The sequence below is a fragment of the Weizmannia sp. FSL W8-1119 genome (assembly GCF_038008605.1).
GTDB classification, from domain to species: domain Bacteria; phylum Bacillota; class Bacilli; order Bacillales; family Bacillaceae_C; genus Weizmannia; species Weizmannia coagulans.
Map to the genome: position 1 here is coordinate 1,516,483 of NZ_JBBOZL010000001.1, position 20,465 is coordinate 1,536,947.

Annotated in this window: 25 protein-coding genes and 2 pseudogenes; 5 read left to right on the forward strand and 22 right to left on the reverse strand. The window is 45.9% G+C overall.

What is annotated here, in order from left to right:
- Positions 1-15: 15 nt before the first annotated feature.
- The 3 genes from argC to NSQ19_RS07310 all read right to left on the reverse strand — a co-directional run bounded on the left by argC (position 16) and on the right by NSQ19_RS07310 (position 2,022).
- Entirely contained in the window at positions 16-1,053 is a 1,038-nt protein-coding gene (gene argC / locus NSQ19_RS07300) for an N-acetyl-gamma-glutamyl-phosphate reductase (protein WP_133536350.1), read from the reverse strand.
- Between the two features lie 165 nt (positions 1,054-1,218).
- Positions 1,219-1,545, reverse strand: a complete 327-nt coding sequence (locus NSQ19_RS07305; protein ID WP_019721368.1) for a hypothetical protein — start codon at positions 1,543-1,545, stop codon at positions 1,219-1,221.
- Between the two features lie 15 nt (positions 1,546-1,560).
- Positions 1,561-2,022 carry a hypothetical protein gene (locus NSQ19_RS07310; protein WP_133536348.1) on the reverse strand — a complete coding sequence of 154 codons (462 nt, stop codon included), beginning with the start codon at positions 2,020-2,022 and terminating at the stop codon, positions 1,561-1,563.
- Between the two features lie 145 nt (positions 2,023-2,167).
- Between NSQ19_RS07310 and NSQ19_RS07315 the strand changes: the two genes are divergently transcribed.
- Positions 2,168-2,425 (forward strand): manganese catalase family protein, encoded by a 258-nt coding sequence (locus tag NSQ19_RS07315; protein ID WP_019721370.1) that lies wholly within the window; start codon positions 2,168-2,170, stop codon positions 2,423-2,425.
- A gap of 89 nt (positions 2,426-2,514) precedes the next feature.
- Here NSQ19_RS07315 and NSQ19_RS07320 read toward each other — a convergent pair.
- A pseudogene (locus NSQ19_RS07320) lies at positions 2,515-2,745 on the reverse strand (zinc ribbon domain-containing protein); the annotation flags it as partial.
- Between the two features lie 41 nt (positions 2,746-2,786).
- On the opposite strand from NSQ19_RS07320, the gene NSQ19_RS07325 reads away from it, so the two are divergent.
- A protein-coding gene (locus NSQ19_RS07325) for an IS3 family transposase (protein ID WP_445684486.1) occupies positions 2,787-3,949 on the forward strand; the annotation gives its coding sequence in 2 pieces (ribosomal slippage) (positions 2,787-3,030 and positions 3,030-3,949; 1,164 coding nt in all).
- Between the two features lie 215 nt (positions 3,950-4,164).
- On the opposite strand, the pseudogene NSQ19_RS07330 reads toward NSQ19_RS07325, so the two are convergent.
- From NSQ19_RS07330 to dacB, 7 genes and pseudogenes are all read right to left on the reverse strand, one after another.
- A pseudogene (locus NSQ19_RS07330) lies at positions 4,165-5,082 on the reverse strand (RNA-guided endonuclease TnpB family protein); the annotation flags it as partial.
- Between the two features lie 11 nt (positions 5,083-5,093).
- Positions 5,094-5,492 (reverse strand): IS200/IS605 family transposase, encoded by a 399-nt coding sequence (gene tnpA, locus NSQ19_RS07335; protein ID WP_041818598.1) that lies wholly within the window; start codon positions 5,490-5,492, stop codon positions 5,094-5,096.
- A gap of 202 nt (positions 5,493-5,694) precedes the next feature.
- Complete coding sequence (locus NSQ19_RS07340; protein ID WP_019720375.1) at positions 5,695-6,162, reverse strand: hypothetical protein; 468 nt, start codon at positions 6,160-6,162, stop codon at positions 5,695-5,697.
- A 179-nt stretch (positions 6,163-6,341) separates the two neighbouring features.
- Positions 6,342-6,542, reverse strand: coding sequence for a cold-shock protein (locus NSQ19_RS07345; protein WP_013859436.1), 201 nt, complete (start codon positions 6,540-6,542; stop codon positions 6,342-6,344).
- Positions 6,543-6,716: 174 nt separating this feature from the next.
- Positions 6,717-7,052 carry a hypothetical protein gene (locus tag NSQ19_RS07350; RefSeq protein WP_235962324.1) on the reverse strand — a complete coding sequence of 112 codons (336 nt, stop codon included), beginning with the start codon at positions 7,050-7,052 and terminating at the stop codon, positions 6,717-6,719.
- 216 nt (positions 7,053-7,268) lie between these two features.
- Positions 7,269-8,183 carry a S66 peptidase family protein gene (locus tag NSQ19_RS07355; RefSeq protein ID WP_340702644.1) on the reverse strand — a complete coding sequence of 305 codons (915 nt, stop codon included), beginning with the start codon at positions 8,181-8,183 and terminating at the stop codon, positions 7,269-7,271.
- Entirely contained in the window at positions 8,180-9,667 is a 1,488-nt protein-coding gene (gene dacB, locus NSQ19_RS07360; protein WP_340702645.1) for a D-alanyl-D-alanine carboxypeptidase/D-alanyl-D-alanine endopeptidase, read from the reverse strand. The genes NSQ19_RS07355 and dacB overlap by 4 nt, the downstream gene beginning before the upstream one ends.
- A gap of 190 nt (positions 9,668-9,857) precedes the next feature.
- On the opposite strand from dacB, the gene NSQ19_RS07365 reads away from it, so the two are divergent.
- Both NSQ19_RS07365 and NSQ19_RS07370 read left to right on the forward strand, forming a co-directional pair.
- A complete protein-coding gene (locus NSQ19_RS07365; RefSeq protein WP_019720379.1) occupies positions 9,858-10,442 on the forward strand; it encodes a lysophospholipid acyltransferase family protein in 585 nt (194 codons plus the stop codon).
- Between the two features lie 234 nt (positions 10,443-10,676).
- Complete coding sequence (locus NSQ19_RS07370) at positions 10,677-11,129, forward strand: DUF2621 domain-containing protein (RefSeq protein ID WP_013859442.1); 453 nt, start codon at positions 10,677-10,679, stop codon at positions 11,127-11,129.
- Positions 11,130-11,167: 38 nt separating this feature from the next.
- Here NSQ19_RS07370 and NSQ19_RS07375 read toward each other — a convergent pair whose 3' ends face one another.
- The 9 genes from NSQ19_RS07375 to yneA form a co-directional block, all read right to left on the reverse strand.
- On the reverse strand, positions 11,168-11,647 hold the full coding sequence (locus NSQ19_RS07375; RefSeq protein ID WP_013859443.1) for a CcdC family protein: 480 nt from the start codon (positions 11,645-11,647) through the stop codon (positions 11,168-11,170).
- Positions 11,648-11,789: 142 nt separating this feature from the next.
- On the reverse strand, positions 11,790-12,149 hold the full coding sequence (locus NSQ19_RS07380; RefSeq protein WP_013859444.1) for a response regulator: 360 nt from the start codon (positions 12,147-12,149) through the stop codon (positions 11,790-11,792).
- A 46-nt stretch (positions 12,150-12,195) separates the two neighbouring features.
- Positions 12,196-12,903 (reverse strand): cytochrome c biogenesis CcdA family protein, encoded by a 708-nt coding sequence (locus NSQ19_RS07385; RefSeq protein ID WP_118497688.1) that lies wholly within the window; start codon positions 12,901-12,903, stop codon positions 12,196-12,198.
- A 199-nt stretch (positions 12,904-13,102) separates the two neighbouring features.
- Complete coding sequence (locus NSQ19_RS07390; protein WP_013859446.1) at positions 13,103-13,321, reverse strand: YneF family protein; 219 nt, start codon at positions 13,319-13,321, stop codon at positions 13,103-13,105.
- A 67-nt stretch (positions 13,322-13,388) separates the two neighbouring features.
- Entirely contained in the window at positions 13,389-13,826 is a 438-nt protein-coding gene (sirA, locus tag NSQ19_RS07395) for a sporulation inhibitor of replication protein SirA (RefSeq protein WP_340702646.1), read from the reverse strand.
- Positions 13,827-14,111: 285 nt separating this feature from the next.
- Positions 14,112-16,118 (reverse strand): transketolase, encoded by a 2,007-nt coding sequence (tkt, locus tag NSQ19_RS07400; protein ID WP_118497690.1) that lies wholly within the window; start codon positions 16,116-16,118, stop codon positions 14,112-14,114.
- A gap of 117 nt (positions 16,119-16,235) precedes the next feature.
- Positions 16,236-16,469, reverse strand: a complete 234-nt coding sequence (locus NSQ19_RS07405) for a DUF896 domain-containing protein (protein ID WP_013859449.1) — start codon at positions 16,467-16,469, stop codon at positions 16,236-16,238.
- 91 nt (positions 16,470-16,560) lie between these two features.
- Positions 16,561-17,214, reverse strand: a complete 654-nt coding sequence (locus NSQ19_RS07410; RefSeq protein WP_013859450.1) for a YneB family resolvase-like protein — start codon at positions 17,212-17,214, stop codon at positions 16,561-16,563.
- Positions 17,211-17,549, reverse strand: coding sequence for a cell division suppressor protein YneA (gene yneA / locus NSQ19_RS07415; protein WP_029141483.1), 339 nt, complete (start codon positions 17,547-17,549; stop codon positions 17,211-17,213). The genes NSQ19_RS07410 and yneA overlap by 4 nt, the downstream gene beginning before the upstream one ends.
- 206 nt (positions 17,550-17,755) lie before the next feature.
- Between yneA and lexA the strand changes: the two genes are divergently transcribed.
- The gene (lexA, locus tag NSQ19_RS07420) at positions 17,756-18,376 is read left to right on the forward strand and encodes a transcriptional repressor LexA (protein WP_014098213.1); all 621 of its coding nucleotides are present in this window, start codon (positions 17,756-17,758) and stop codon (positions 18,374-18,376) included.
- 218 nt (positions 18,377-18,594) lie between these two features.
- Here lexA and glnA read toward each other — a convergent pair whose 3' ends face one another.
- Positions 18,595-19,932 carry a type I glutamate--ammonia ligase gene (glnA, locus tag NSQ19_RS07425; protein ID WP_340702647.1) on the reverse strand — a complete coding sequence of 446 codons (1,338 nt, stop codon included), beginning with the start codon at positions 19,930-19,932 and terminating at the stop codon, positions 18,595-18,597.
- Positions 19,933-20,001: 69 nt separating this feature from the next.
- The gene (locus tag NSQ19_RS07430; RefSeq protein WP_014098211.1) at positions 20,002-20,391 is read right to left on the reverse strand and encodes a MerR family transcriptional regulator; all 390 of its coding nucleotides are present in this window, start codon (positions 20,389-20,391) and stop codon (positions 20,002-20,004) included.
- Positions 20,392-20,465 lie beyond the last annotated feature (74 nt).

Below are 20,465 nucleotides of genomic sequence, written 5' to 3' on the forward strand. Positions count from 1 at the left end.
ATGTTTAAGATTGCCTTATGGATAAACCGGAATAGACTTGAGCCCTGTATCTTCTTCCAGCCCGAAAAGCAGATTCATATTTTGGACTGCCTGCCCGCTTGCACCTTTTACAAGATTGTCAATGGCAGAAATGACCACGAGCCTTCCCGTCCGTTCATCCGCATGGACGCCTATATCACAGTAATTTGAGGCGTATACTTCCTTTGTAGATGGAAAAGAACCGGCCGGCCTGATCCGGATAAATTTCCGGCCTTTATACACTTTCCTATAATATTGGCGGACATCTTCAGTGGTGACTTTTTTTGTTAAAGGCGCGTATATCGTGCAAAGAATCCCCCTTGTCATCGGAATGAGATGGGGCGTAAACGAAATTTTCGCTTCCCTTCCGGCAAACTCCTTGATGAACCGCTCGATTTCCGGTGTATGCTGGTGGCTGCCGACTTTGTACGCGCCGGTATTTTCATTTACTTCAGTAAATAAGTTGCTGAGGGAAGGGTTTCTTCCCGCGCCGGAAACACCGGTTTTGCCGTCAATCACAATAAAGGAAGTGTCAATAAGCTCCTCTTGAACAGCCGGGAGAAGCCCTAAAAGCGCTGCGGTCGGAAAGCAGCCGGGATTGGCGATCAATTGCGCTTCTTTTATCCTGTCCGCATTCATTTCAGCAAGGCCGTAGATTGCTTTGTCCAGCTCTTTTTGCGGGGCGGGTTCGCGTTTATACCATTGCCTGTACGCTTCCCCGCCCAGTCTGAAATCCCCGGACAGGTCGATGCACTTTAAACCTTTTTCAACAAAGCGCGGTACCCAGTTTTTTGCTACCCCGGACGGCGTTGCGAAAAACAATAGTTCCACCCTGCCTGCGATTTCATCCGGAACCATGTCTTCCAGTTCGGCTTCGGTGATGTGCTGGAAATGCGGGTAGTGTGCGGTCAGCATCGTGCCTTTTGTGCGATGCGATATCAACATTTCCAGTTGTGCGCGGGGATGGCGGGCAAGAAGTCTGACAAGTTCCACGCCGCTGTATCCGTTTGCCCCGACAATCCCTATTTTCAACATTTTCATCTCCCTATTGTTATGTATGTGCATTATTATAATTCAATATGCATGATTATACAAGGCTAAAAATATAAAAAAATAGAAACTTTTCATTTTCACGAATAACAAAAAAAGATCAAGGCCTGCATTTGGCAGGGCTTGATCTTTTTTGTCCGCAAGGAAAGATTATTCGTTTGCCAATACGACGATTTTTCCGTTTGCCGCCGCACCGACATACCGGGTGGCAATTTCAAGCGGAATTCCGAGTTCAAGGATCTTTTCCAATATTTTTTCCGGATATGTTTCTCTTTTGACCAGTGCTTTCAGTTCGTCCATGAGATCCACATCCGTATGAAGGCATATTCCGTTTACGCCTTTTCCGGCTTCACGGCCGACTTCACGGATGGCCGCATCATTGTTGGCAATGACAGTAATGCGCCCATTTTCTCTATGATGCTGTAAAACGGCTTCTGCTGCTTCCCCGGGTCCGGCAAAAATTCCAATTAAATGCATACGCGTGTCCCCATGTCAATTTCCGAAAGAAATGACGAGTTTTTCCAGTTCCGCCGGGCCGGGTTCCGTCATCGTAAAGCCGAGCTTTTCCATTTCTTCAGCCAATGCCGCTGCATGGCTTTGATCTGTGACAATAAAGGTGCGGTCGCGCTGAATGGTGTCTTTTACTTTCGCCAAAAAGGAAAACAAAGCAGCGGTTTTCGGTTCTTGAATTTCCCGCATAAAATTGGAGGATTTTTCGGTTACCGGCAAAATCCAAATCTCACATGCAAACGGCATTTTTAAGATTTCATAGAAAGCATCTGTTTTTTCGAGCGGTGTACGCAGCGTATAATCGAAAAATTCATACACTTTCCGGCTGGAAAAAGGGAAGTTTGCAAACGGGCGGGAGCCTTCCTTGTCGAACACGTGAATGTCCACTTTCGATTTATTTTTTTCAAAATAATTGTCTTCTGTTTTCGCAACGGTATTTTGCATCGTAAGTTCCCCTTTGTATGTAAATCAGATTTCTTTTTATATTGCCTTTTTGCCCCGTTCTTAAACACTGAAGCCGGAATGTTTAACCTGTTAACCCGCGGGTAGACAAAATTGCAAGGCAAAACTGGTACGGGAGTAGGAGCAGATGTTTGTCGTACCGAGCACATACCCGCCTGATCAGGAACCCGAAGAATTTTGCCATCTTTTTATCAATCATTCGGAAGGCAAAGAAAGTGCCAAAGGGAGATGGGCGAGTAGCGAAAGCATGGATGGAAAAGGCGAATTTAAATTCGTCGAACCTTTTGCATCCAGTGACCGTGTCGGGCAACAACCGCACCGCCCTATGTGCAAGGGACACTGCCAACCGGTGAACTACCCACCACTTATTGACCTTGCGGTCTAATTGAAGTGGGGGCTTCTCGACTTATCGTTGCTTTTACTAGCCAACGAAAACTGACCGAGCTAACCCTCTTGTTCCAAGAGTTTTGTTACTTATGATAACGCTAATAAGCGTATACCTTCATTTTTGATATTGATTGCTGAATTATAGTCGCGATCTGCCACATAACCGCACGAACAACGGTAGGTGCGTTCAGATAGTTTCACAGGTTTTTCTGCACCACAACAAGAACACTTCTTAGTGGAGGGAAACCACTTATCAATTTTCACAAGTTGTTTCCCCTGTTCTTTTAGCTTTGATGCTAGTATAGTTTCATGGACACCCTTTAGTGAAATATAATATTAACGAAGGGATGTGTCCTGATATGGGTAACACAAGCGAAAAACGTAAAAGTTATCATGCTGAATTTAAGGAAATGGTGGTTGAGCTTTATCAAACTGGAACACCAGTAAAACAGATCTGCAGCGAATATGGCCTGTCTGAAACGACAATCTACAAATGGATCAGAAAACAAAAACCGGTTAAGCTGGATGACGGGAGCTCTTTTACCCCGGAAGAATTTCTGAACCTGCAAAAAGAATTGCACCGGCTGAAAGAGGAAAACGAAATCTTAAAAAAAGCTATGGCCATATTCGCAAAGAAGTAGATCAAACCACTGTTATATCCATGATTGACGAGATAAGAGCCAAACACCATTATGACCTTAAAACCATGTGTACGGTCCTTGGCGTGCCGAGAAGTACCTACTATCAATCCAAACAAAAAAAAGAGTCAAAAACAAAACGGGAAAACCGGGAGTTGACAGACAGAATACGAAAAATCCATACGGAAAGCAAGCAGAGGTACGGAGCGCCGAAGATCCGCCATATGCTTGAAAAAGAAGGGCTCAAAGTCAGCCTGAAACGGGTTCAGCGTTTGATGAAGGCTGCAGGCATTTATTCCATTATCAGAAAAAAGTACCGTCCCCATTCCAATAAGGGCAAGATGGAAGAACACGATAACCTGCTGAACCAGGACTTCTCAACGACAACCATCAACGAGAAATGGGTTACGGATATTACGTACATTCATACTTTGAGAGACGGTTGGTGCTACCTGGCTTCCGTAATGGATTTACATTCCAGAAAGATTGTCGGTTACGCTTTTGACCGCCACATGACGACTGAACTGGCTTTAAAGGCAGTAGAAAACGCTTATCAGGCACAACGTCCAGGTCCGGGATTGATCTTGCATTCTGATTTGGGATCCCAGTATACAAGCGAGAAATTTGCAGAATACATGGAAAAGAAGCAGTTCAAACACTCCTTCAGTAAAAAAGGTTGCCCATACGATAACGCCTGCATTGAGTCTTTCCATGCAATTCTGAAAAAGGAAGAGATCTATAGAATCAACTATTTGAACTTTCAAGCTGCCAGAAGAGCCTTATTCGAATTTATAGAAGGCTGGTACAATCGGAAACGGATTCATAGCTGCCTGGGCTATATGACGCCACAAGAAACAGAAGACAGTATCAAAGGGGCAGCGTAGTGCTCTTCACAATTTTACAAGCATCCGCTTTACATGGAGTGGCGGGGCGTGGTAGGCTTGTTTGCCATGCGAAAGAAATCATTGCCCCTTTCGCCCTTCGCATAACACCACGCCCGCAGAGGCTCCATGTCAAGCGACCAGCAGTCATGAAAAATATGGCATGAGATCAAAATTAAATTTCACTTATTGGTGTCCAAAATATTGACTTAAATCCACTTATACGCTAAGAAAGTAGTGAACATCCCCCAGCCGTTATCATGAACGCTTTTCCCAAAGTGAAGGGCTTGAGACATCCCTTTCATGTTCAAGTCCTCAATCACGACAGCATCAAAGTTAGAAGCTAATTCTTTTGACTTATGATGAAGAAAATTCATGCGTTGGTTCGCCACTTTCTCATGTAACTTAGCCACTACTAGTCGTTGCTTGTTCCAACGTGCAGAACCTTTCTTTCTTCGAGAAAGAATTCGTTGTGCTTTTGCTAATTTATCTAAGGCTTGCCGATAGTAACGTGGGTAATTGGCTTTCTTACCCTGTTCACTCTCGACATATAGACCATCCATAGCAAAATCCAAACCAACAACTTTCTGTATGTTAACTGGACGAATATCTTTCTCATATTCTGTCAAAATTGAAATGTAGTACTTGCCTGTCTTTGTTTTAGAAATAGTGCAAGATTTGATTTTATAATCAGCAGGTATCTCTCTATGCTGTTTCATTTTTATTGGCTTTTTGATTTTTGGCAGTTTGATATGACCATTTTCTAGCTTAATATTTCCGTTGACCATATTAGTTGTATAGGATTGTTTTGCTTTACGATTTTTGAACTTTGGAAAATCCGCATTTCCTTCAAAGAAATTCTTATAAGCAGTCTGTAAGTTCATTTGTGCATTTGCCAAAGCTAAAGAATCCACTTCTTTTAGGAATGGAAATTCACTTTTATATTTTGCAGGGGTCGGAAACTTTTGCTTTTTAAGCAATTCTTTATCATCCTTGAACTTTTCATACGTTTCTTTGCGTTCAGCTAACATCTTATTGTAGACAAAGCGAACACAACCAAATGTCTTAGCTAATAATGCGGATTGTTCTTTGTTTGGTAACAAACGAAACTTGAAAGCTTTGTTTTGCTTGGCCATATCAATTCACCTCACTTTTGACCTTGATTTTCAATATATTTTTTGATGGTATCTATTGGAGCGTCGCCTGTTGTAAGTAGGCAGAAACTTCTTGACCAAAACATTTCTTTCCATAGTTTTTTTCTTATATGTGGAAAGTCTCTTTTTATCAGTCGAGAACTTGCACTCTTATAGGCGTTGATGAACTTTGATAGTTCAGAGTTAGGATTTGCTTTGAATAAGATGTGGATATGGTCTTTATCATGATTCCATTCCACTAAAGAAATATTGTATTTACTTCCAATCTCAGCGAACATATCTTTTGCAAAATCAGATATTTCACTATCGAACACTTGTCTACGGTATTTTACAACCAATACAAGGTGATAATGCAGTAAGAATACTGAATGATTATTACTATCTAATTTCATTGATATATCAAACCTCTATTCCATCTAAGACTGATTATATCAAAACCTTTGGCTAAAGCCAACCGAAATTCATCTCCCACCTACTCATTGGTGCTATTCGCACCTTCACATTCCTTGAGGATGGGAGACTTCTTTCGGAAAGCCGTTAAATAAAGCAAAAAACCGGGAGAAGGCAAGCCTTCTCCCGGTTTTTTGCTTTTTCTTAATGCGCACCCGCCATCACCGGCTGGCGGTAAGCAGATAGCGACTCATCCATGATTTTTTGAAAAAGCGGCCTAAGATGCGCGGGAACCAGCCGGCCGGCAAAATCCCACGCATTTTGTTCAATCGTAAGCGCCAGTGCTTGCTTTTCCGGCAAACGCCCGGACTCTTCAAAGGCGGCGGACAATGCAGGCAGATTTTCATCCATCGCATGGCCGATTTCATGTGCAAGCACAATCGTAGTGTAAGACATAAACCATTTGCAGCTCCCAAACAATAGCTCGCATTGCCGCCGGATTGTCTCTGTATACAGCGTAATCGTATGGGTGTGCGGATGATATTTGCCGCCAACGAGACGCCCGCCTGGGAACTGTTTCTTTATTTTCAAATGGGCGGTGCACCCGGCGTTTTTTAGTAATTCCGTTGCCATTTCTCTGATTTGCAAAATTCCCCTGTCTCCTTTATCCATATTGGCATTGCTCTTATCATATATTTATGAAAGATCGCGATTGCAATATGTATCTATTTTTTCCGGCATCCGAAGTGGCCGGATGAAAGGGCTTTTTATCCGTTCCGGGCAAAGGGATGCCTAAACCTGGATCCCCAGGACAAAAAAAAAAAAAAAAACAGGCCATAAAGGCCTGTTTTTTATAATTTCGAAACGTTCGCAGCTTGTGGTCCGCGGTTGCCTTCTTCAATATCAAAAGATACGGATTGGCCTTCTTCCAAAGTTTTAAAACCTTCGCCCTGAATCGCTGAGAAGTGAACAAATACATCGCTTCCGCCTTCGCGTTCGATAAAACCGTAGCCTTTTTCCGAATTAAACCATTTTACTTTACCTTGTTCCATTTTGTTTCCTCCTAATGTGTTTGAACACAAAATTACTATCCTTGCTCAAGTGATTTCAGGGGGTCAGTTTTAAAACTTTTTCCTTCCTTACCATACCGAACAAAAATAATTCTTTATTATAATAGCAGATTATGTATGGGGAGTCAAGACGAATTGATTATTTTTTTCTTCATTTTATTTTTTCTCCACTAAATGCCATGATTTTTTCCGGATTGAAACCTTCATGGCTGCCGGATCCATCCGCCTGAAAAAATTACGCTGCAAAAATGGGGAAAAGATGCCTGCTTGCAGGCATCTTTTCCGGTCAAGCATTTTATTTTTCTTCCCTGTATCCGTGGCCCGGAAAATTCCCGTAGCCGCCGTGGCCGTAATGCCCGGAATGGTAATGGTGGTGATGTCCGTATGGGTAACCGTGCGAATGGCCGTACGAATAACCGCCGTATCCGCCATAATGGTGATGATGCCCATACGGCACGGATAGCCGCCATAATACTGACTGGAATCTGCCAAATTTGTCACTCCTTTATCCATTGCTGCTTTTACAATATGGCAGTTGGAAGCGCATCGTTTGTGCATCCGCCTGCAAGCGGGAAAACAGGCGCCGGTTTAAACGGCCCGGATGTGCGTCTGCATTGTAAACCCCTTGCCAGGTCGGCCTGCTTTCGGGCATACCGTAAGGGCAATAAACATGCGGTTATATATATGAGAAACAATCATGCAATAAGCTTATTCAGCGACAATGGTTTCGCAAAAATGCAAGCGTTGGCCGGCCGTATCCAGTGTGACCGAGATGCCGAGCGGAAGCGCCAGATTCGGAGTGCCGTGCCCGGATTGTATGCCGGCAAGCACCGGCTTGCCGATCCCGCAAAAAAATTTTTCCAGGACTTCCTGTGCCGTAAAGCCATCCGCATATGCTTCCGGCTCACAGTCCGTCCATTGGCCGAGCACAAACCCGGAGGCGTCATCCAGTTTTCCGGAAAGCTGAAGCTGGGTCAGCATCCGGTCGATCGCATAAGGTTCTTCATGCACTTCTTCAAGAAAAAGAATTTTCCCGCTTGTATCAATTTCAAACGGCGTTCCCATCAGTGCGCAAATCAATGACAGATTCCCGCCTGTAAGCGGTGCTGTCACGGCCCCTTCACTCCACGCCTCCCCCGTGTAACTGCCGGCAGGAACACCGGTTGACGCCAGCTGCAGCAATGATTGTACCGAAAGATCATCTTCTTTGATAAATTCGACAGCCGCCATCGGGCCATGGATCGTGGCGAGGCCGCATTTTTGCTGGAAAGCAATATGCAAGGCTGTAATATCGCTGTAACCGATGAATAATTTTGGATTCTCCCGGATCCATTCAAGGTCCAGATACGGCAAAATTTGCGTCGCCCCGTATCCGCCACGCAAACAAAGAATCGCCCGCACGTCATCGTCTGCAAACATCGCATGAAGATCGGCCGCCCGTTCAAGCGGCGTGCCGGCCATATACCCGCCATAAACTTTTCCCGCACTTTCTCCGGTTTTTACCCGGAAACCGAGCCGCCGCAATATGGCAATTGCAGTCTGAATCCTTTCGATTGAAACCGGGCTTGCAGGCGCGACCAGCCCGATCGTATCCCCGGCCTGCAGCCGTTTTCCTTTTCTCATCCTTCTCCCCCCTGGTTGATGAATTGCAGTACGATTTGCTCTTCCGCTTGATGTACTGCTTCTTCATCCAGTACATTATTGATCAAAATAGAAAAAATCAGCTTTTTCCCGGATGTTGCCTGCATATAGCCGGAAAGTGTGCTGACGCCTGTAATCGACCCTGTTTTGGCAAAAACCCGTCCTGCAGCGGCCGTCCCCTTAAACCGGTTTCTGAGGGTTCCGCCTTCCAGCCTGTTTTCAGCCCCTGCAACGGGCAGCGCATCGAAAAAGCACGGAAACCAGTCTTTTTCCTGTATCCGGTATAAAAGCGCCGTCAAATCATTTGCCCGGACCAAATCGGCGTGGGATATGCCCGAACCGTCGCGGAGCATCATCAGGTCAGGATCGACGCCAAAGTTTCTTGCAACGCCGCGGATTACTTCAAGCCCTTTTTCCCAGCTTCCTTCCCCTTTTTCCGTTTTCCCCATTTCTTTTACAAGCATTTCGGCGATGGTGTTATTGCTGAATTTTAAAAACGGCGCCATGATGCTTGATAAAGGTGGCGATTGGGAAAAAAGAACCGGAACTGCCGCATCCTTCACCCTGCCCGTTTTGATCGTACCTTGCACGGTGATCCCGTTTTCCTCTAAAGTTTTTTTGAAAACAGACAGCACCCATGTCGCCGGGTCCCAGACCGCTTTCCATTGCCGGACTGCGGCTGAATCGGCAGTAATCGTCCCGCTTGCCGTAAACGTATTCCCGCCGTGTGCCCGGCTGATGACGATATCGTCCTCTCCCTGCTTGCCATCCGGCACGGTTCGGACATGGTTGTCCAGTTTAACCATCCCGCTTTCCGGAACCATTTTGATCCGCGCTTTCATGCCGGGTTTTTTTGCCGGGGCGACTTCAAAAATGGCCGTCCCTGCATCATAATCGCGGTCAGGCGATAACGTTAAAGCCGAAATTTGTGCCCCGTAATATTCCTGCTCATCGCTCCACGGCAAGTCAAGTGAATACCGAATATCGTCATAGCGCGAATCATCCCCGACCAGGTCCCCCTGAATACGCCGGATCCCCTGTTTCTTTAATTCAGCCGCCCAGTCCGCTAAATCGGATTTTAATAAAGCAGGATCTCCTCCCCCTTGTATGTATATATCACCGTAAAGCGTACCGTTTTCGATCGCGCCCGTGCGGTACACGCCCGTTTTAAAACGGGCATTTCCCCCGAGTGTTTCAAGCGCGGCGGCCGCGGTCAGCAGTTTCATATTGGACGCAGGGCGCAATAGCGTGCTGCCATTTTGTTCGTAGAGCAGTTCCCCGGTATCAGCCGAACGGACGCTGATCGCAACAATCCCGCCTTTTAAAGGGGCGGCCTGCAAAATGCCGGCAATTTTTGCGTCTGTTTCTTTTTTTCCGCGGCCTTCCCTGTCCCCTGCTGCACAGGGCCCGGTTCCCTGAATAAATAGGAATGCCATCGTCCATATCACAACCCATCTTTTATGCAATACATTTCCCTCCGTATGAAATTCTGCCTTGCTTTATCATATTCCTTCTTCTTTTTAATCTTTCCGTAAACGCTGTTTTGGCTGCGATCTTCTTTTTTCCAATGATTCATTTCGCGTTTTTAAATATTTTTTTCCAAATTAGTAGAACAAGCATGCCTGTATAGTATAAAATGCTTGTGGGGGTGTAATCATGTACCGGTTTGGCTATTACGTTGTTACCGTCATTTTGTGGCTGCTTGGCGGCAAAATCAAAAAAGAAAACAAAGAGAAAATCCCTGCGGCTCCGTTTGTGGTCGTTTGTACCCACCAAACATGGCTGGACATTATTTACCTGGCGATTGCCATCTGGCCTGTCCAAATTCATTATATGGCGAAACAGGAACTTTTTTCTAAAAAATGGCTAAAATGGCTGTTCACGAAGTTGCACGCTTTTCCAGTCAATCGTGAAAATCCGGGCCCGAGCTCGATTAAAATTCCAATGAAACTTTTAAAAGAAGGGAAAGTCGTCGGCATTTTCCCTTCCGGAACACGCAAAAGCGAACATGTTTCTTTAAAACGCGGTGCCGTGACGATAGCTTTAAAAGCAAATGTTCCGCTTGTCCCGGCTATTTACGAAGGGCCGAAAACATTGAAAGAAGTCATTGCGAGAAAGCCAAAACGTGTGCGCTTTGGCGACCCGATCAGGCTGGCAGACGGAAAAAAAGGAACAAAAGAAGAAATCGAAAAAACGATTGTTCTGCTGCAAGACACTTTTGAAACGCTGAAAAAACAGTAAAAATCTTTTCCACTTTCCGGAGGCAGATGAAAAAGTCCAAAAGAAAACAAAAAACGGCGAGGCACCACATTCAAAGTGTCTCACCGTTTTTTTGCATCCGATCTCTCGTAAAAATAAAACATCACTTTTTCAGTGCCCCTGCCCGCCGGCGGAAGGGTTTTTCCTTTTTTAATTGAAAAAACAGTCCATCTTTTCTTATAATAAAAGGAAGTACTTGCCAAGGAGGAGAGCGTCATGCTAAGCGGTTGGTTTTCTGCTTTTATTTTAATATGGATCCTCTGTCTGGTTTTTCTCTTTTCAGTTGGCGGCTATTTTATGTTCCGAAAATTTTTGAAAAGGCTTCCGAAAGAAGACGGAAAATCGATACTTGACCAGCAGGAAGAGACAATCCTTAAAACGCGGCACCTCTGGACGCCGGAGTACAGAGAACTGCTTGAAGAACTAGTAAGCCCTGTCCCGGAATTGTTCCGCGATGTGGCCAGGAAAAAAATCGCGGCAAAAATCGGGGATGTGGCGCTTTCCAAAAATGCAAAGAAAATGACACTGGACAATATCATTCAGGGCTATATCCTCGCCACGCCAAGAAGGGACCATAAATTCCTCCGAAAAAAATTAAAGCAGCTGGACATCGATGACAGCCGCTACGAGCATTTGTTTGCGCAGGAAAAAACAAAATCGGCCCGGTAAATGAAAAAACATCATTCGGTAAAAGCGAATGATGTTTTTCAAGCACGGACCCCTTCATCCAGTTCCTGTATGAGCCGCCTGTACTGAATATACATGGCGACGCGCCACGGCAGAATCATGCCGAATGCGAGCAGAAAAAACATGCCGCTGAGCTGCCCGATTTGAATCGAGGAGCTGAGTACCACCTTCATCAGCAACCGGATGAGAAGGAGCCCGATCAGAATAAACGGAAAAGCTTTCGACCGTTTTAAATATACATTTCCGTCACGGACTTCGAAACGGGAAGTTTTAATTAAAAATATGGAAAAAAACATTCCGACCACAAAGGCTTCCAATACTTCGGCAGGCGTCACGCGAAAATACGGGACGACAAACATCAATGCCCCGGTACTCATAAAGACCGGCGGCAACAATATTTTTTTTGTGGAAACGGGCTTGTTCTGCCCTTTTAAACGGACAAAAATGACCAAAGACCCCATCAAAATCGCAACAATGAACGAGATGACAATGCCTTCCATGTCTCAACCCTCTTTAGTAACAGATTTTTAACAAAATAAATATAGCTACGGTAAATATAAGTTTCCTATGCTAATATTCAACCATAAAAGCGGGGTTGATGTCCAGCCGGAATGCCTGCCTCTCTTTTTTTTGCGGCGCCTGTCAGTTCAAAACGCGTTCAACCGCTTCTAAAACACGCGTTTCATCAAAAGGCTTGACGATAAAATCCTTTGCGCCGGATTCTATTGCTTCGACGACCAGTTTTTGCTGGCCAAGCGCGGAGCAAATAATAATTTTTGCGTCCGGGAATTCGCGCACGATCTTTTTCACAGCTTCAATGCCGGTCATCTCCGGCATGGTAATGTCCATCGTAACGACATCCGGCCTGACTTCACGGTATAATTCAATCGCCCGCTGCCCGTTCTCCGCTTCGCCCACAACGGTATGGCCGCCGTTTTCCAGCATTTTCGCCAAAGTCATCCTCATAAATTTTGCATCATCCACAATCAACACATTTGCCATCGATCGAATTTCTCCTCCTCATTGATCCGTTAAAATGCAACCCGGATTAAAATCCCTGGAATCCCCCGAACAGCGCACTCATATAACCGGAAATGACAGGCATCCAGTCAAAAAAGAACAGGATTCCGGCGAATATCATCACAACACCGCTCCATTTTAATAGTTTCACGCTATATTTTTGCATCCACCCCAATCGTCCGATAAAAAAAGCAAGGACAAAAAAAGGGATGGAGAAGCCGAACACATATGCAGCCATATAGACGGACGCAGAAGCCGGATGGGCCACTGCCATCGCCAATACCGAGGCAAGAATCGGCCCGGTGCAAGGCGTCCAGCCGGCAGCAAACACAAGCCCGACGAGAAAAGAACCCAAGAATCCGACCGGCTGCTTTTTTACATCGATTCGGTACACTTTCATAAAGATCCCCGGCTGAAAAATGCCCGCAGCAAGCAGCCCAAAAAAAATGAGCGCGACTGCACCGAGCTGCCGGATGGCATCCTGGTAACGGATAAAAAAACTCCCGATCCAGGAAGCACCAAACCCCAATGCAATAAAAACTGTGGAAAATCCTGCGAGGAACCAAACGGTATGCAGGATACTTTTCCACTCCCGCATGCCGCCCCCGCTTTTTAACCGGCTAACAGAAGCGCCTGTTATATAAGAAACAAAAGCAGGGTAAAGCGGCAGACAGCAAGGCGATATAAAGCTCATGAAACCTGCCCCGAAAGACAGCCATACTGTTACATCAGCCATCGGTTCACTCCCCATCCCGGCTCATTTTCATTTTAACATAAACAGATTGAAAGAGAAAAAACATCACGAAAGCATAAAAATGGAACATGAAATCAAAAACCACCTTTTCTGTGCAGGAAATTGGCAGAAAAAGTGGTTTACAGAATCGTGAGAAGCTTAACAATGGTGATGGATATACCACAAAAGCCGGTCATCCAGCTTAAGATTTCATTTGTTTGTTCATGGCATTCATCATTTGATTGATTTTCTTCTGAGACGGCTTCATACCCATTTGCATCATCATCATTCTCAGCATTTGTTCATTAATCGGCGGATTTTTCTTCAGGTAATTCATCATATATTTACGGGCGATGAAAAACCCGATTGCTGCGCCTGCCAAAAGAGCAATAAGGGCTACAAGAACGAACACCCAAATCATAATATACCTCCTTCACTCACATACAGTGTACTAAATCCATTTGAATTATACAATACTTGTTTTCTTCTCACACGAATTTTCTTTCTTTAACCGGTTTTATCCAGCCGTATCGTTTATGGTCGTAATCGATTGCAAGCAGATTTCCTTTGAAGTTCCTCAGAATTTCAAAAACGGCGGTTTCTGTATCATAACTACCGGATACGTTCAGGCGGAGCATTCTTTCTTCTATGGTCACTTCCAGCACCTGCTCCTCTTTTTTTGAAAGAAGTTGGCAAGCGCCGGTTTTCGTCATGTTAATGGTGTCAGAAAATAACGGCTGCAAGACATGATGGACAGGCAAGAGCGGAATCTGCTTTGTAATATAATGGATCTGTCTGCTGAGGACATTTTTCAAACTTCCGGAAACGTGCGCATACTGGTGAAAAAGGTTAAAAAACATTCGTTCCCTGCCGTAATAATATTGTGCAAACTCCTCTTTTATCAGGTAGATAGAATAGGATCGCATATGATCTCACTCCCGCAACTTTGTTACCTTCACTATAATGGACGGGCCCCAAAAAAGTTGTCGTTTGTTGTAACAAAATTTAAAAAATTACTGTGGAACATTCGATTACACGTACATACAGGAAAATAAGCGTAAATGTATCAAAGCGTTGCTGCAAAATCGGTTGCGTCCAAGGGAGAAGCTAATTCAACTCAGCTCCGGTACTTCAAGCCCCCTATTCTTATACCCTTCCTTCATAAAAATGAGCCTGCTTTTGCGAATACCGCAAAAGCAGGCCCGGAACGATTACATGCCCAATAATTTTTTTACACGTGCCACAACATTTTCAACGGTAAATCCGTATTTTTCCACAACGGTATTGCCGTTTCCGCTTGCGCCAAACGTATCAACCGACAAAATATCGCCTTCATCGCCGGTATACCTTTCCCAGCCGAATGGTGAAGCCATTTCAATGGAAAGGCGTTTTTTCACCTGTGCCGGCAATACGGATTCTTTGTATTCTTTGCTTTGCTGTTCAAAACGGTCCCATGACGGCATGCTGACAACAGCAGCATCAATCTTTTGTTCCGCCAATTGCTGCTGCGCGAGCACAGCCAGATGGACTTCCGACCCGCTGGCAAGAAGGAGAACGTCAGCCATTTCCTTTTGTGCAGGGGACACGACATAGGCGCCTTTTGAAACGCCTTCCAGCGCTTTTTCAGCCGTCCCTTTCAAGGTTGGCAGCCCTTGGCGCGTCAAAACAAGCGCAGTCGGATGGTTTTCAGATGACAGGGCCAGCCGCCAGGCAGCCGCCGTTTCATTGCCGTCCGCGGGGCGGATGACCGACAAGCCCGGCATCGCTCTTAAAGAAGGAAGCTGTTCAACCGGTTCATGCGTCGGCCCGTCTTCCCCGACTGCGATACTGTCATGCGTAAAGACGTATGTTACCGGGAGGCCCATAAGCGCGGCCAGGCGGATGGCAGGACGCAAATAATCCGAGAAAACAAAGAACGTGCCGCCGTATACATGCACACCGCCATGAAGCGCCATGCCGTTCATGGCTGCGCCCATCGCAAATTCGCGGACACCAAACCAGATATTGCGCCCTTCATAGGCATCCGGCATATAGTCCTTGTCTTCTTTCAACCGCGTATTGTTGGATCCGGCAAGGTCGGCAGATCCACCGAACAAAGACGGCAAATGTTTGGATATGGCATTTAGCACTTCCCCGCTTGCCGCACGGCTGGCAAGGGTTTTGCCTTCTTCATAGACCGGAATGTCCTTGTCCCATCCATCCGGAAGCCCGCCTTTTATCGCCTGTTTTAGTTCAGCCGCAAGCTGCGGGTATTGTTTTTCATAAGCCTCAAACAGGGACGCCCACTCTTGTTCCTTTTTCACGCCGTTTTCTACAACCAATTCACGGAACCGGGCGTAAACTTCATCCGGAACATAGAAGTCTTCTTCAAACGTCCATTTATACGCTTCTTTCGTCAGTTTCAGTTCATCTTCTCCGAGCGGGGCGCCGTGGGCAGCCGATTTCCCGGATTTGTTCGGGGAACCGTAACCGATGATCGTTTTCACTTCGATGAGTGTCGGCCGGCTTGTATCCGCCTTTGCTTCCTCGATCGCTTTTGCGACCTGTGCCATATCATTCCCGTCTTCAACCCGCAAATACTGCCAGCCGTATGCTTTAAACCGGTCGGCAACACTTTCGGAAAAGGCCTTGTTTAACTCGCCGTCAAGGGAAATGTCATTGGAATCGTACAATACAATGAGGCGTCCCAATTTTAAATGTCCCGCCAAGGAAGCAGCTTCGGCAGATACACCTTCCATTAAGTCGCCGTCTCCGCATAAAGCATATGTATAATGGTCAATGACGGGGAAATTTTCTTTGTTGTATACAGCCGCCAGATGCCGTTCTGCCATCGCCATCCCGACTGACATGGCAATCCCCTGCCCGAGCGGACCGGTCGTTGCTTCCACGCCTTCCGTATGCCCGTATTCCGGATGCCCCGGGGTTTTGCTGCCGTATTGCCGGAAATTTTTAATATCATCCATGCTTAATGCATAGCCGGATAAATGGAGCAGGCTATAAAGCAGCATGGAACCATGCCCTGCGGATAATACGAAACGGTCCCGGTTAAACCAGTGCGGGTTTTCCGGGTTTTGGTTCATAAATCTTGTCCAGAGGGTGTATGCCATTGGCGCAGCCCCCATCGGAAGCCCCGGATGGCCGGATTTTGCTTTTTCAATGGCGTCAATGGACAAAGTCCGGATTGTTGTGACTGCCAGTTCGTCCGTTTTATCAAACATCTGCTAACATCCTTTCTTCATGGGTTACAATTTTATATTAAGGCAAGTGAAACCCATAACACAACTCTTTTACCATTTTGTATGGATTTTGTAAGAAAGAAGCAGGATGGCGCCCCTTTAGTGCAGCTTTCTTTTTGTTTGGATTTGCTTTATTTTTTCCGGGGTAACGTCCTGGCCTTCGGGGTCAAGCACACGGACATTTTCAATCGTTTTTCTGAATGAAGAGCGGAACGCCTGCAAATACTCGCTTCGCAACTTTGACTGTTCTTTTGCTTCCTCACCTGTCAGGCCGCCGGTTTTCGCTTTTTTCGCCAATTCGTTTATTCTTGCCATTTTTTCCTTTGAAAGCATATTTTCTCTCCTTTAATCCGTGATTGATGCCATCTTACTAAAATATAGGCCCGCCTGCAAAGAAAGCGCACCGGCGAAACCGGTTTTTGTACTATTGATCATGCCCCGTTTCCTCCATATATTCCCTGTAACGCCGGTGGACGGTTGCTTTTGAAACTTGATAGCCAAAACCGCGCATTGTCGCAGCAATCTCCTGAAAAGTCAGGCCGTTGTCCCGCAGGCGGATAATTTCTTCAACCGGCACTTCCTTCCTCTCCCTGCCGTCCGGATTCCGCTTTCCTTTTAAATTTTTCTCCGGGCGGTAGCCGTTTCTGACAGCGCGTTCCATCCCCCTTTTGATTTTTAAGTTATGCAGCTTTCGCTGGTACTCTTCAACCATGCTGACAATTTTCAACACCATTGAATCGGATTCCGAAAGTTCGAGTTCACCGTTTTGTGCATAACAATATACTTTGACCCCTTTTTTATATAAAAAATGGAGCAGTGCAATTTTTGCATTTCCTCTTCCAATCCGTGTTTCATCCTGCACCAGTACGGCGTCAACCTTTTCATTTCCAATGATATCAAGAAGTTCAAGGATGCCGGGCCTGTCCAGGTCGTAGCCGCTTGCCCGGTCGCAGATCACCCCGGCCACTTGAAAACCGCGGGAATCCGAAAGCTTCTCCAGCTCTTCCCGCTGCCTCGCCAAAGAAGTTTCCTGGCTTTCTTTTTCCGTGCTTACTCTGCAATATAAAACAACTTTCATTTTTTCGTCTCCCATTGTGATTTCATCGCAAGTTCCCTTTTATCATCCCTGATTTCATTTTTTTCTACCGGAATGACAATTTTTTCGCCGGCTTTGATCATGTTGCCGTTAATCCCATTATGGCGCTCAACCCAGCTGATAAATGCTTCCCTCGACATTTTGCCCTGTTCTGCATACTGACCGGCGATATTCCAAAGCGTCTCGCCCTCTGTAACGCTGATTTTGATATAGTGTGGGGATGGATCCCGCAGACTTCCAATCATGAAAAATCCGAAAACAAGCGCAACCCCTGCTAAAATCATAACATAGTTATACTTTTTCCATAATCGTGACATCTCCATCTTCCTCCCGCGAATATTCGTTCGTCCAATCACCAGTTCTATTATAAAACGAACGCCTGTTTTTCGTCAACATTTTTTCGAACTTACGTTTGTTTTATCTTCTGCAATGTGATATAATAATAGCAAATAATGGCATTCCTCCCGTTTGCGTCCCCGTACGCAGCGCGGGTGCCAAACAAAACTGCGACGAGGTGGAAATAATGGCAAAACTATCAAAACGGCAACAGGCGATACTTGATTTCATCAAGCATGAAGTCAAAACAAAAGGCTATCCCCCTTCCGTGCGGGAAATCGGCCAGGCAGTCGGGCTTGCTTCCAGTTCAACTGTCCATGGCCATCTCGCAAGGCTTGAAAGCAAAGGGCTGATCAGGCGCGACCCTACAAAGCCGAGAGCGATTGAAATTTTGGACCATGATGAAGAAATACCGGCCCAAAATGTTGTCAATGTGCCTGTTGTCGGAAAAGTAACAGCAGGCATACCGATTACCGCTGTAGAAAATATTGAAGAGTATTTTCCGCTTCCGGAACATCTTGTCCCGTCTGACGAGTCCGTCTACATGCTGGAAATTGAAGGGGACAGCATGGTGGATGCCGGGATTTTAAACGGCGATTATGTGATTGTCCGCTCCCAGCAGACGGCAAACAACGGAGATATCGTGGTCGCTATGACAGATGAAAATGAAGCGACAGTAAAAAGATTTTTCAAGGAAAAAGACTACTTCCGGCTGCAACCTGAAAACCAGACAATGGAACCGATCATATTGAAAAACGTCACCATTCTCGGCGTTGTCATCGGGCTGTACAGGCAAATGGTGCACTGATCAAAAAGAAGCAGTTTCGGCTGCTTCTTTTTTAATAGAGCATATGCGAGTTTGATGGCAAAAATGCCTGTGACACTTGAGGATTTCTGGGCTTCCAATCTATTTTCGAAGGAAAAATCGGGGCAATTAATGGGCATTTTGTTTTTCTGGGCGTTCGACGCAAAAATGCCCGATAAACAAAAACCCCTCAAAGCCTTACGCTTCAAGGGGTTTCTTGCTTAATACATTTCGATATACTGGTCGCGTTCCCATTGGTGGACTTGTGTGCGGAACATATCCCATTCAATTTCCTTAGCTTCAAGGAAGTGTTCGAGAATGTGATCGCCAAGGGCGTCTACCATTACATCATCCGATTTTAAGTTTTCCAGCGCCTGCAGCAGTGTGCCCGGGAGGTCGACAATGCCGGCTTCTTCTCTTTCTTCTTTCGTCATGACATAGATGTTGCGGTCGACCGGTTCCGGCGCCTGCAATTTGTTCGCGATGCCGTCAAGCCCTGCTTTTAACAGGACGGCGAGCGCGAGATACGGATTGGCAGACGGGTCAACGCTGCGCACCTCAACGCGCGTGCTTAAACCGCGGGAAGCCGGAATCCGCATGAGCGGGCTGCGGTTGCGAGCGGACCAGGCAACATAACAAGGCGCTTCATAACCCGGCACAAGCCGTTTATAGGAGTTCACCGTCGGATTCGTGACAGCCGTAAAGTTCGGCGCATGCTTTATGATGCCGGCAATGAACTGGTATGCCGTATCGCTCAGCTGCAGTTCTGCATCGTTCGGGTCATAGAATGCATTTTCTTTTCCTTTAAAAAGCGAAAGATTGGTGTGCATCCCGGAACCGTTCACGCCAAACAACGGTTTCGGCATAAACGTCGCATGCAGGCCATGTTTGCGTGCAATTGTCTTGACCACCAGTTTAAAGGTCTGGATATTGTCGCATGCCCTGACTGCATCCGCATATTTAAAATCAATTTCGTGCTGGCCGGGTGCAACTTCATGGTGGGACGCTTCAATTTCAAAGCCCATTTCCTCGAGTTCCAATACGATGTCGCGCCGGCAGTTTTCGCCAAGGTCCGTCGGCGCCAGGTCAAAATAGCCGCCGTTGTCGTTCAGCTCCAGTGTCGGTTCATTTTTTTCATTCAGCTTGAAGAGGAAGAATTCCGGTTCAGGCCCAAGATTAAAACTCGTGAAGCCAAGTTCTTCCATTTCTTTCAATACCCGTTTCAAATTATTCCGCGGATCACCTTCAAACGGGGTGCCGTCCGGATTATAAATATCGCAAATCAGACGGGCGACTTTCCCTTTCTCAGCGGTCCACGGGAAAATGACCCATGTATCATAGTCCGGATACAGATACATATCCGATTCTTCAATCCGGACAAACCCTTCAATCGAAGAGCCGTCGAACATGATTTTATTGTCGAGCGCTTTTTCAAGCTGGCTGAGCGGGATTTCCACGTTTTTAATCGTCCCCAAAATATCCGTGAACTGCAAGCGGATGAATTTCACATTTTGTTCTTCGGCATTCTTCAAAATATCTTCACGTGTAAACTTAGGCATGAACAGTATTCCTCCCTTTAGGCAATAAAAAGTATATATCTAAGCTATAAAACTAGCTTTTCAACAATGTTAATGGAAAAACCGGGGCGCATCGGACAACCGCTGGCTCGGTCTTTGAAAACGGCCGGCCTGCAGCAGTTCCTGGCGAAGCCGTTTGCGGATTTCTTCATCCGTTACATGATTTTTGACGAGTACCGGCCCGGTTCCGCGGCGGTCGTTCATCAATAAGATTTTTTTGATGCCTGCAATATTGATCCCCTGATCCAGCAAATCTTTAATATCAAGAAGCCGGTCGACATCATTTAAAGAATAAAGGCGGCGATTGCCTTCCGTTCTTGCCGGTGTAATCAGCTCGTGTTCTTCATAATAGCGGATCTGCCGGGCCGATAAATCTGTTAGCTTCATAACGGTTCCGATCGGCAAAAGCGGCATCGAACGGCGGATTTCTTTTCGACCCATGTTATACGCTCCTTTTCTTTATATTTTTACTATATTCCATGTGAGTTTTTTTGTCAACAAAATGTTATATTTTC

Coding starts and splice junctions, on each gene's coding strand:
- argC (WP_133536350.1), bottom strand. CDS start 1,053: ATGTTGAAAATAGGGATTGTCGGGGCAAACGGATACAGCGGCGTGGAA.
- NSQ19_RS07305 (WP_019721368.1), bottom strand. CDS start 1,545: ATGCATTTAATTGGAATTTTTGCCGGACCCGGGGAAGCAGCAGAAGCC.
- NSQ19_RS07310 (WP_133536348.1), bottom strand. CDS start 2,022: ATGCAAAATACCGTTGCGAAAACAGAAGACAATTATTTTGAAAAAAAT.
- NSQ19_RS07315 (WP_019721370.1), top strand. CDS start 2,168: ATGTTTGTCGTACCGAGCACATACCCGCCTGATCAGGAACCCGAAGAA.
- tnpA (WP_041818598.1), bottom strand. CDS start 5,492: ATGAAATTAGATAGTAATAATCATTCAGTATTCTTACTGCATTATCAC.
- NSQ19_RS07340 (WP_019720375.1), bottom strand. CDS start 6,162: ATGGATAAAGGAGACAGGGGAATTTTGCAAATCAGAGAAATGGCAACG.
- NSQ19_RS07345 (WP_013859436.1), bottom strand. CDS start 6,542: ATGGAACAAGGTAAAGTAAAATGGTTTAATTCGGAAAAAGGCTACGGT.
- NSQ19_RS07355 (WP_340702644.1), bottom strand. CDS start 8,183: ATGAGAAAAGGAAAACGGCTGCAGGCCGGGGATACGATCGGGCTGGTC.
- NSQ19_RS07365 (WP_019720379.1), top strand. CDS start 9,858: ATGTACCGGTTTGGCTATTACGTTGTTACCGTCATTTTGTGGCTGCTT.
- NSQ19_RS07370 (WP_013859442.1), top strand. CDS start 10,677: ATGCTAAGCGGTTGGTTTTCTGCTTTTATTTTAATATGGATCCTCTGT.
- NSQ19_RS07375 (WP_013859443.1), bottom strand. CDS start 11,647: ATGGAAGGCATTGTCATCTCGTTCATTGTTGCGATTTTGATGGGGTCT.
- NSQ19_RS07380 (WP_013859444.1), bottom strand. CDS start 12,149: ATGGCAAATGTGTTGATTGTGGATGATGCAAAATTTATGAGGATGACT.
- NSQ19_RS07385 (WP_118497688.1), bottom strand. CDS start 12,903: ATGGCTGATGTAACAGTATGGCTGTCTTTCGGGGCAGGTTTCATGAGC.
- NSQ19_RS07390 (WP_013859446.1), bottom strand. CDS start 13,321: ATGATTTGGGTGTTCGTTCTTGTAGCCCTTATTGCTCTTTTGGCAGGC.
- sirA (WP_340702646.1), bottom strand. CDS start 13,826: ATGCGATCCTATTCTATCTACCTGATAAAAGAGGAGTTTGCACAATAT.
- tkt (WP_118497690.1), bottom strand. CDS start 16,118: ATGTTTGATAAAACGGACGAACTGGCAGTCACAACAATCCGGACTTTG.
- NSQ19_RS07405 (WP_013859449.1), bottom strand. CDS start 16,469: ATGCTTTCAAAGGAAAAAATGGCAAGAATAAACGAATTGGCGAAAAAA.
- NSQ19_RS07410 (WP_013859450.1), bottom strand. CDS start 17,214: ATGAAAGTTGTTTTATATTGCAGAGTAAGCACGGAAAAAGAAAGCCAG.
- yneA (WP_029141483.1), bottom strand. CDS start 17,549: ATGTCACGATTATGGAAAAAGTATAACTATGTTATGATTTTAGCAGGG.
- lexA (WP_014098213.1), top strand. CDS start 17,756: ATGGCAAAACTATCAAAACGGCAACAGGCGATACTTGATTTCATCAAG.
- glnA (WP_340702647.1), bottom strand. CDS start 19,932: ATGCCTAAGTTTACACGTGAAGATATTTTGAAGAATGCCGAAGAACAA.
- NSQ19_RS07430 (WP_014098211.1), bottom strand. CDS start 20,391: ATGGGTCGAAAAGAAATCCGCCGTTCGATGCCGCTTTTGCCGATCGGA.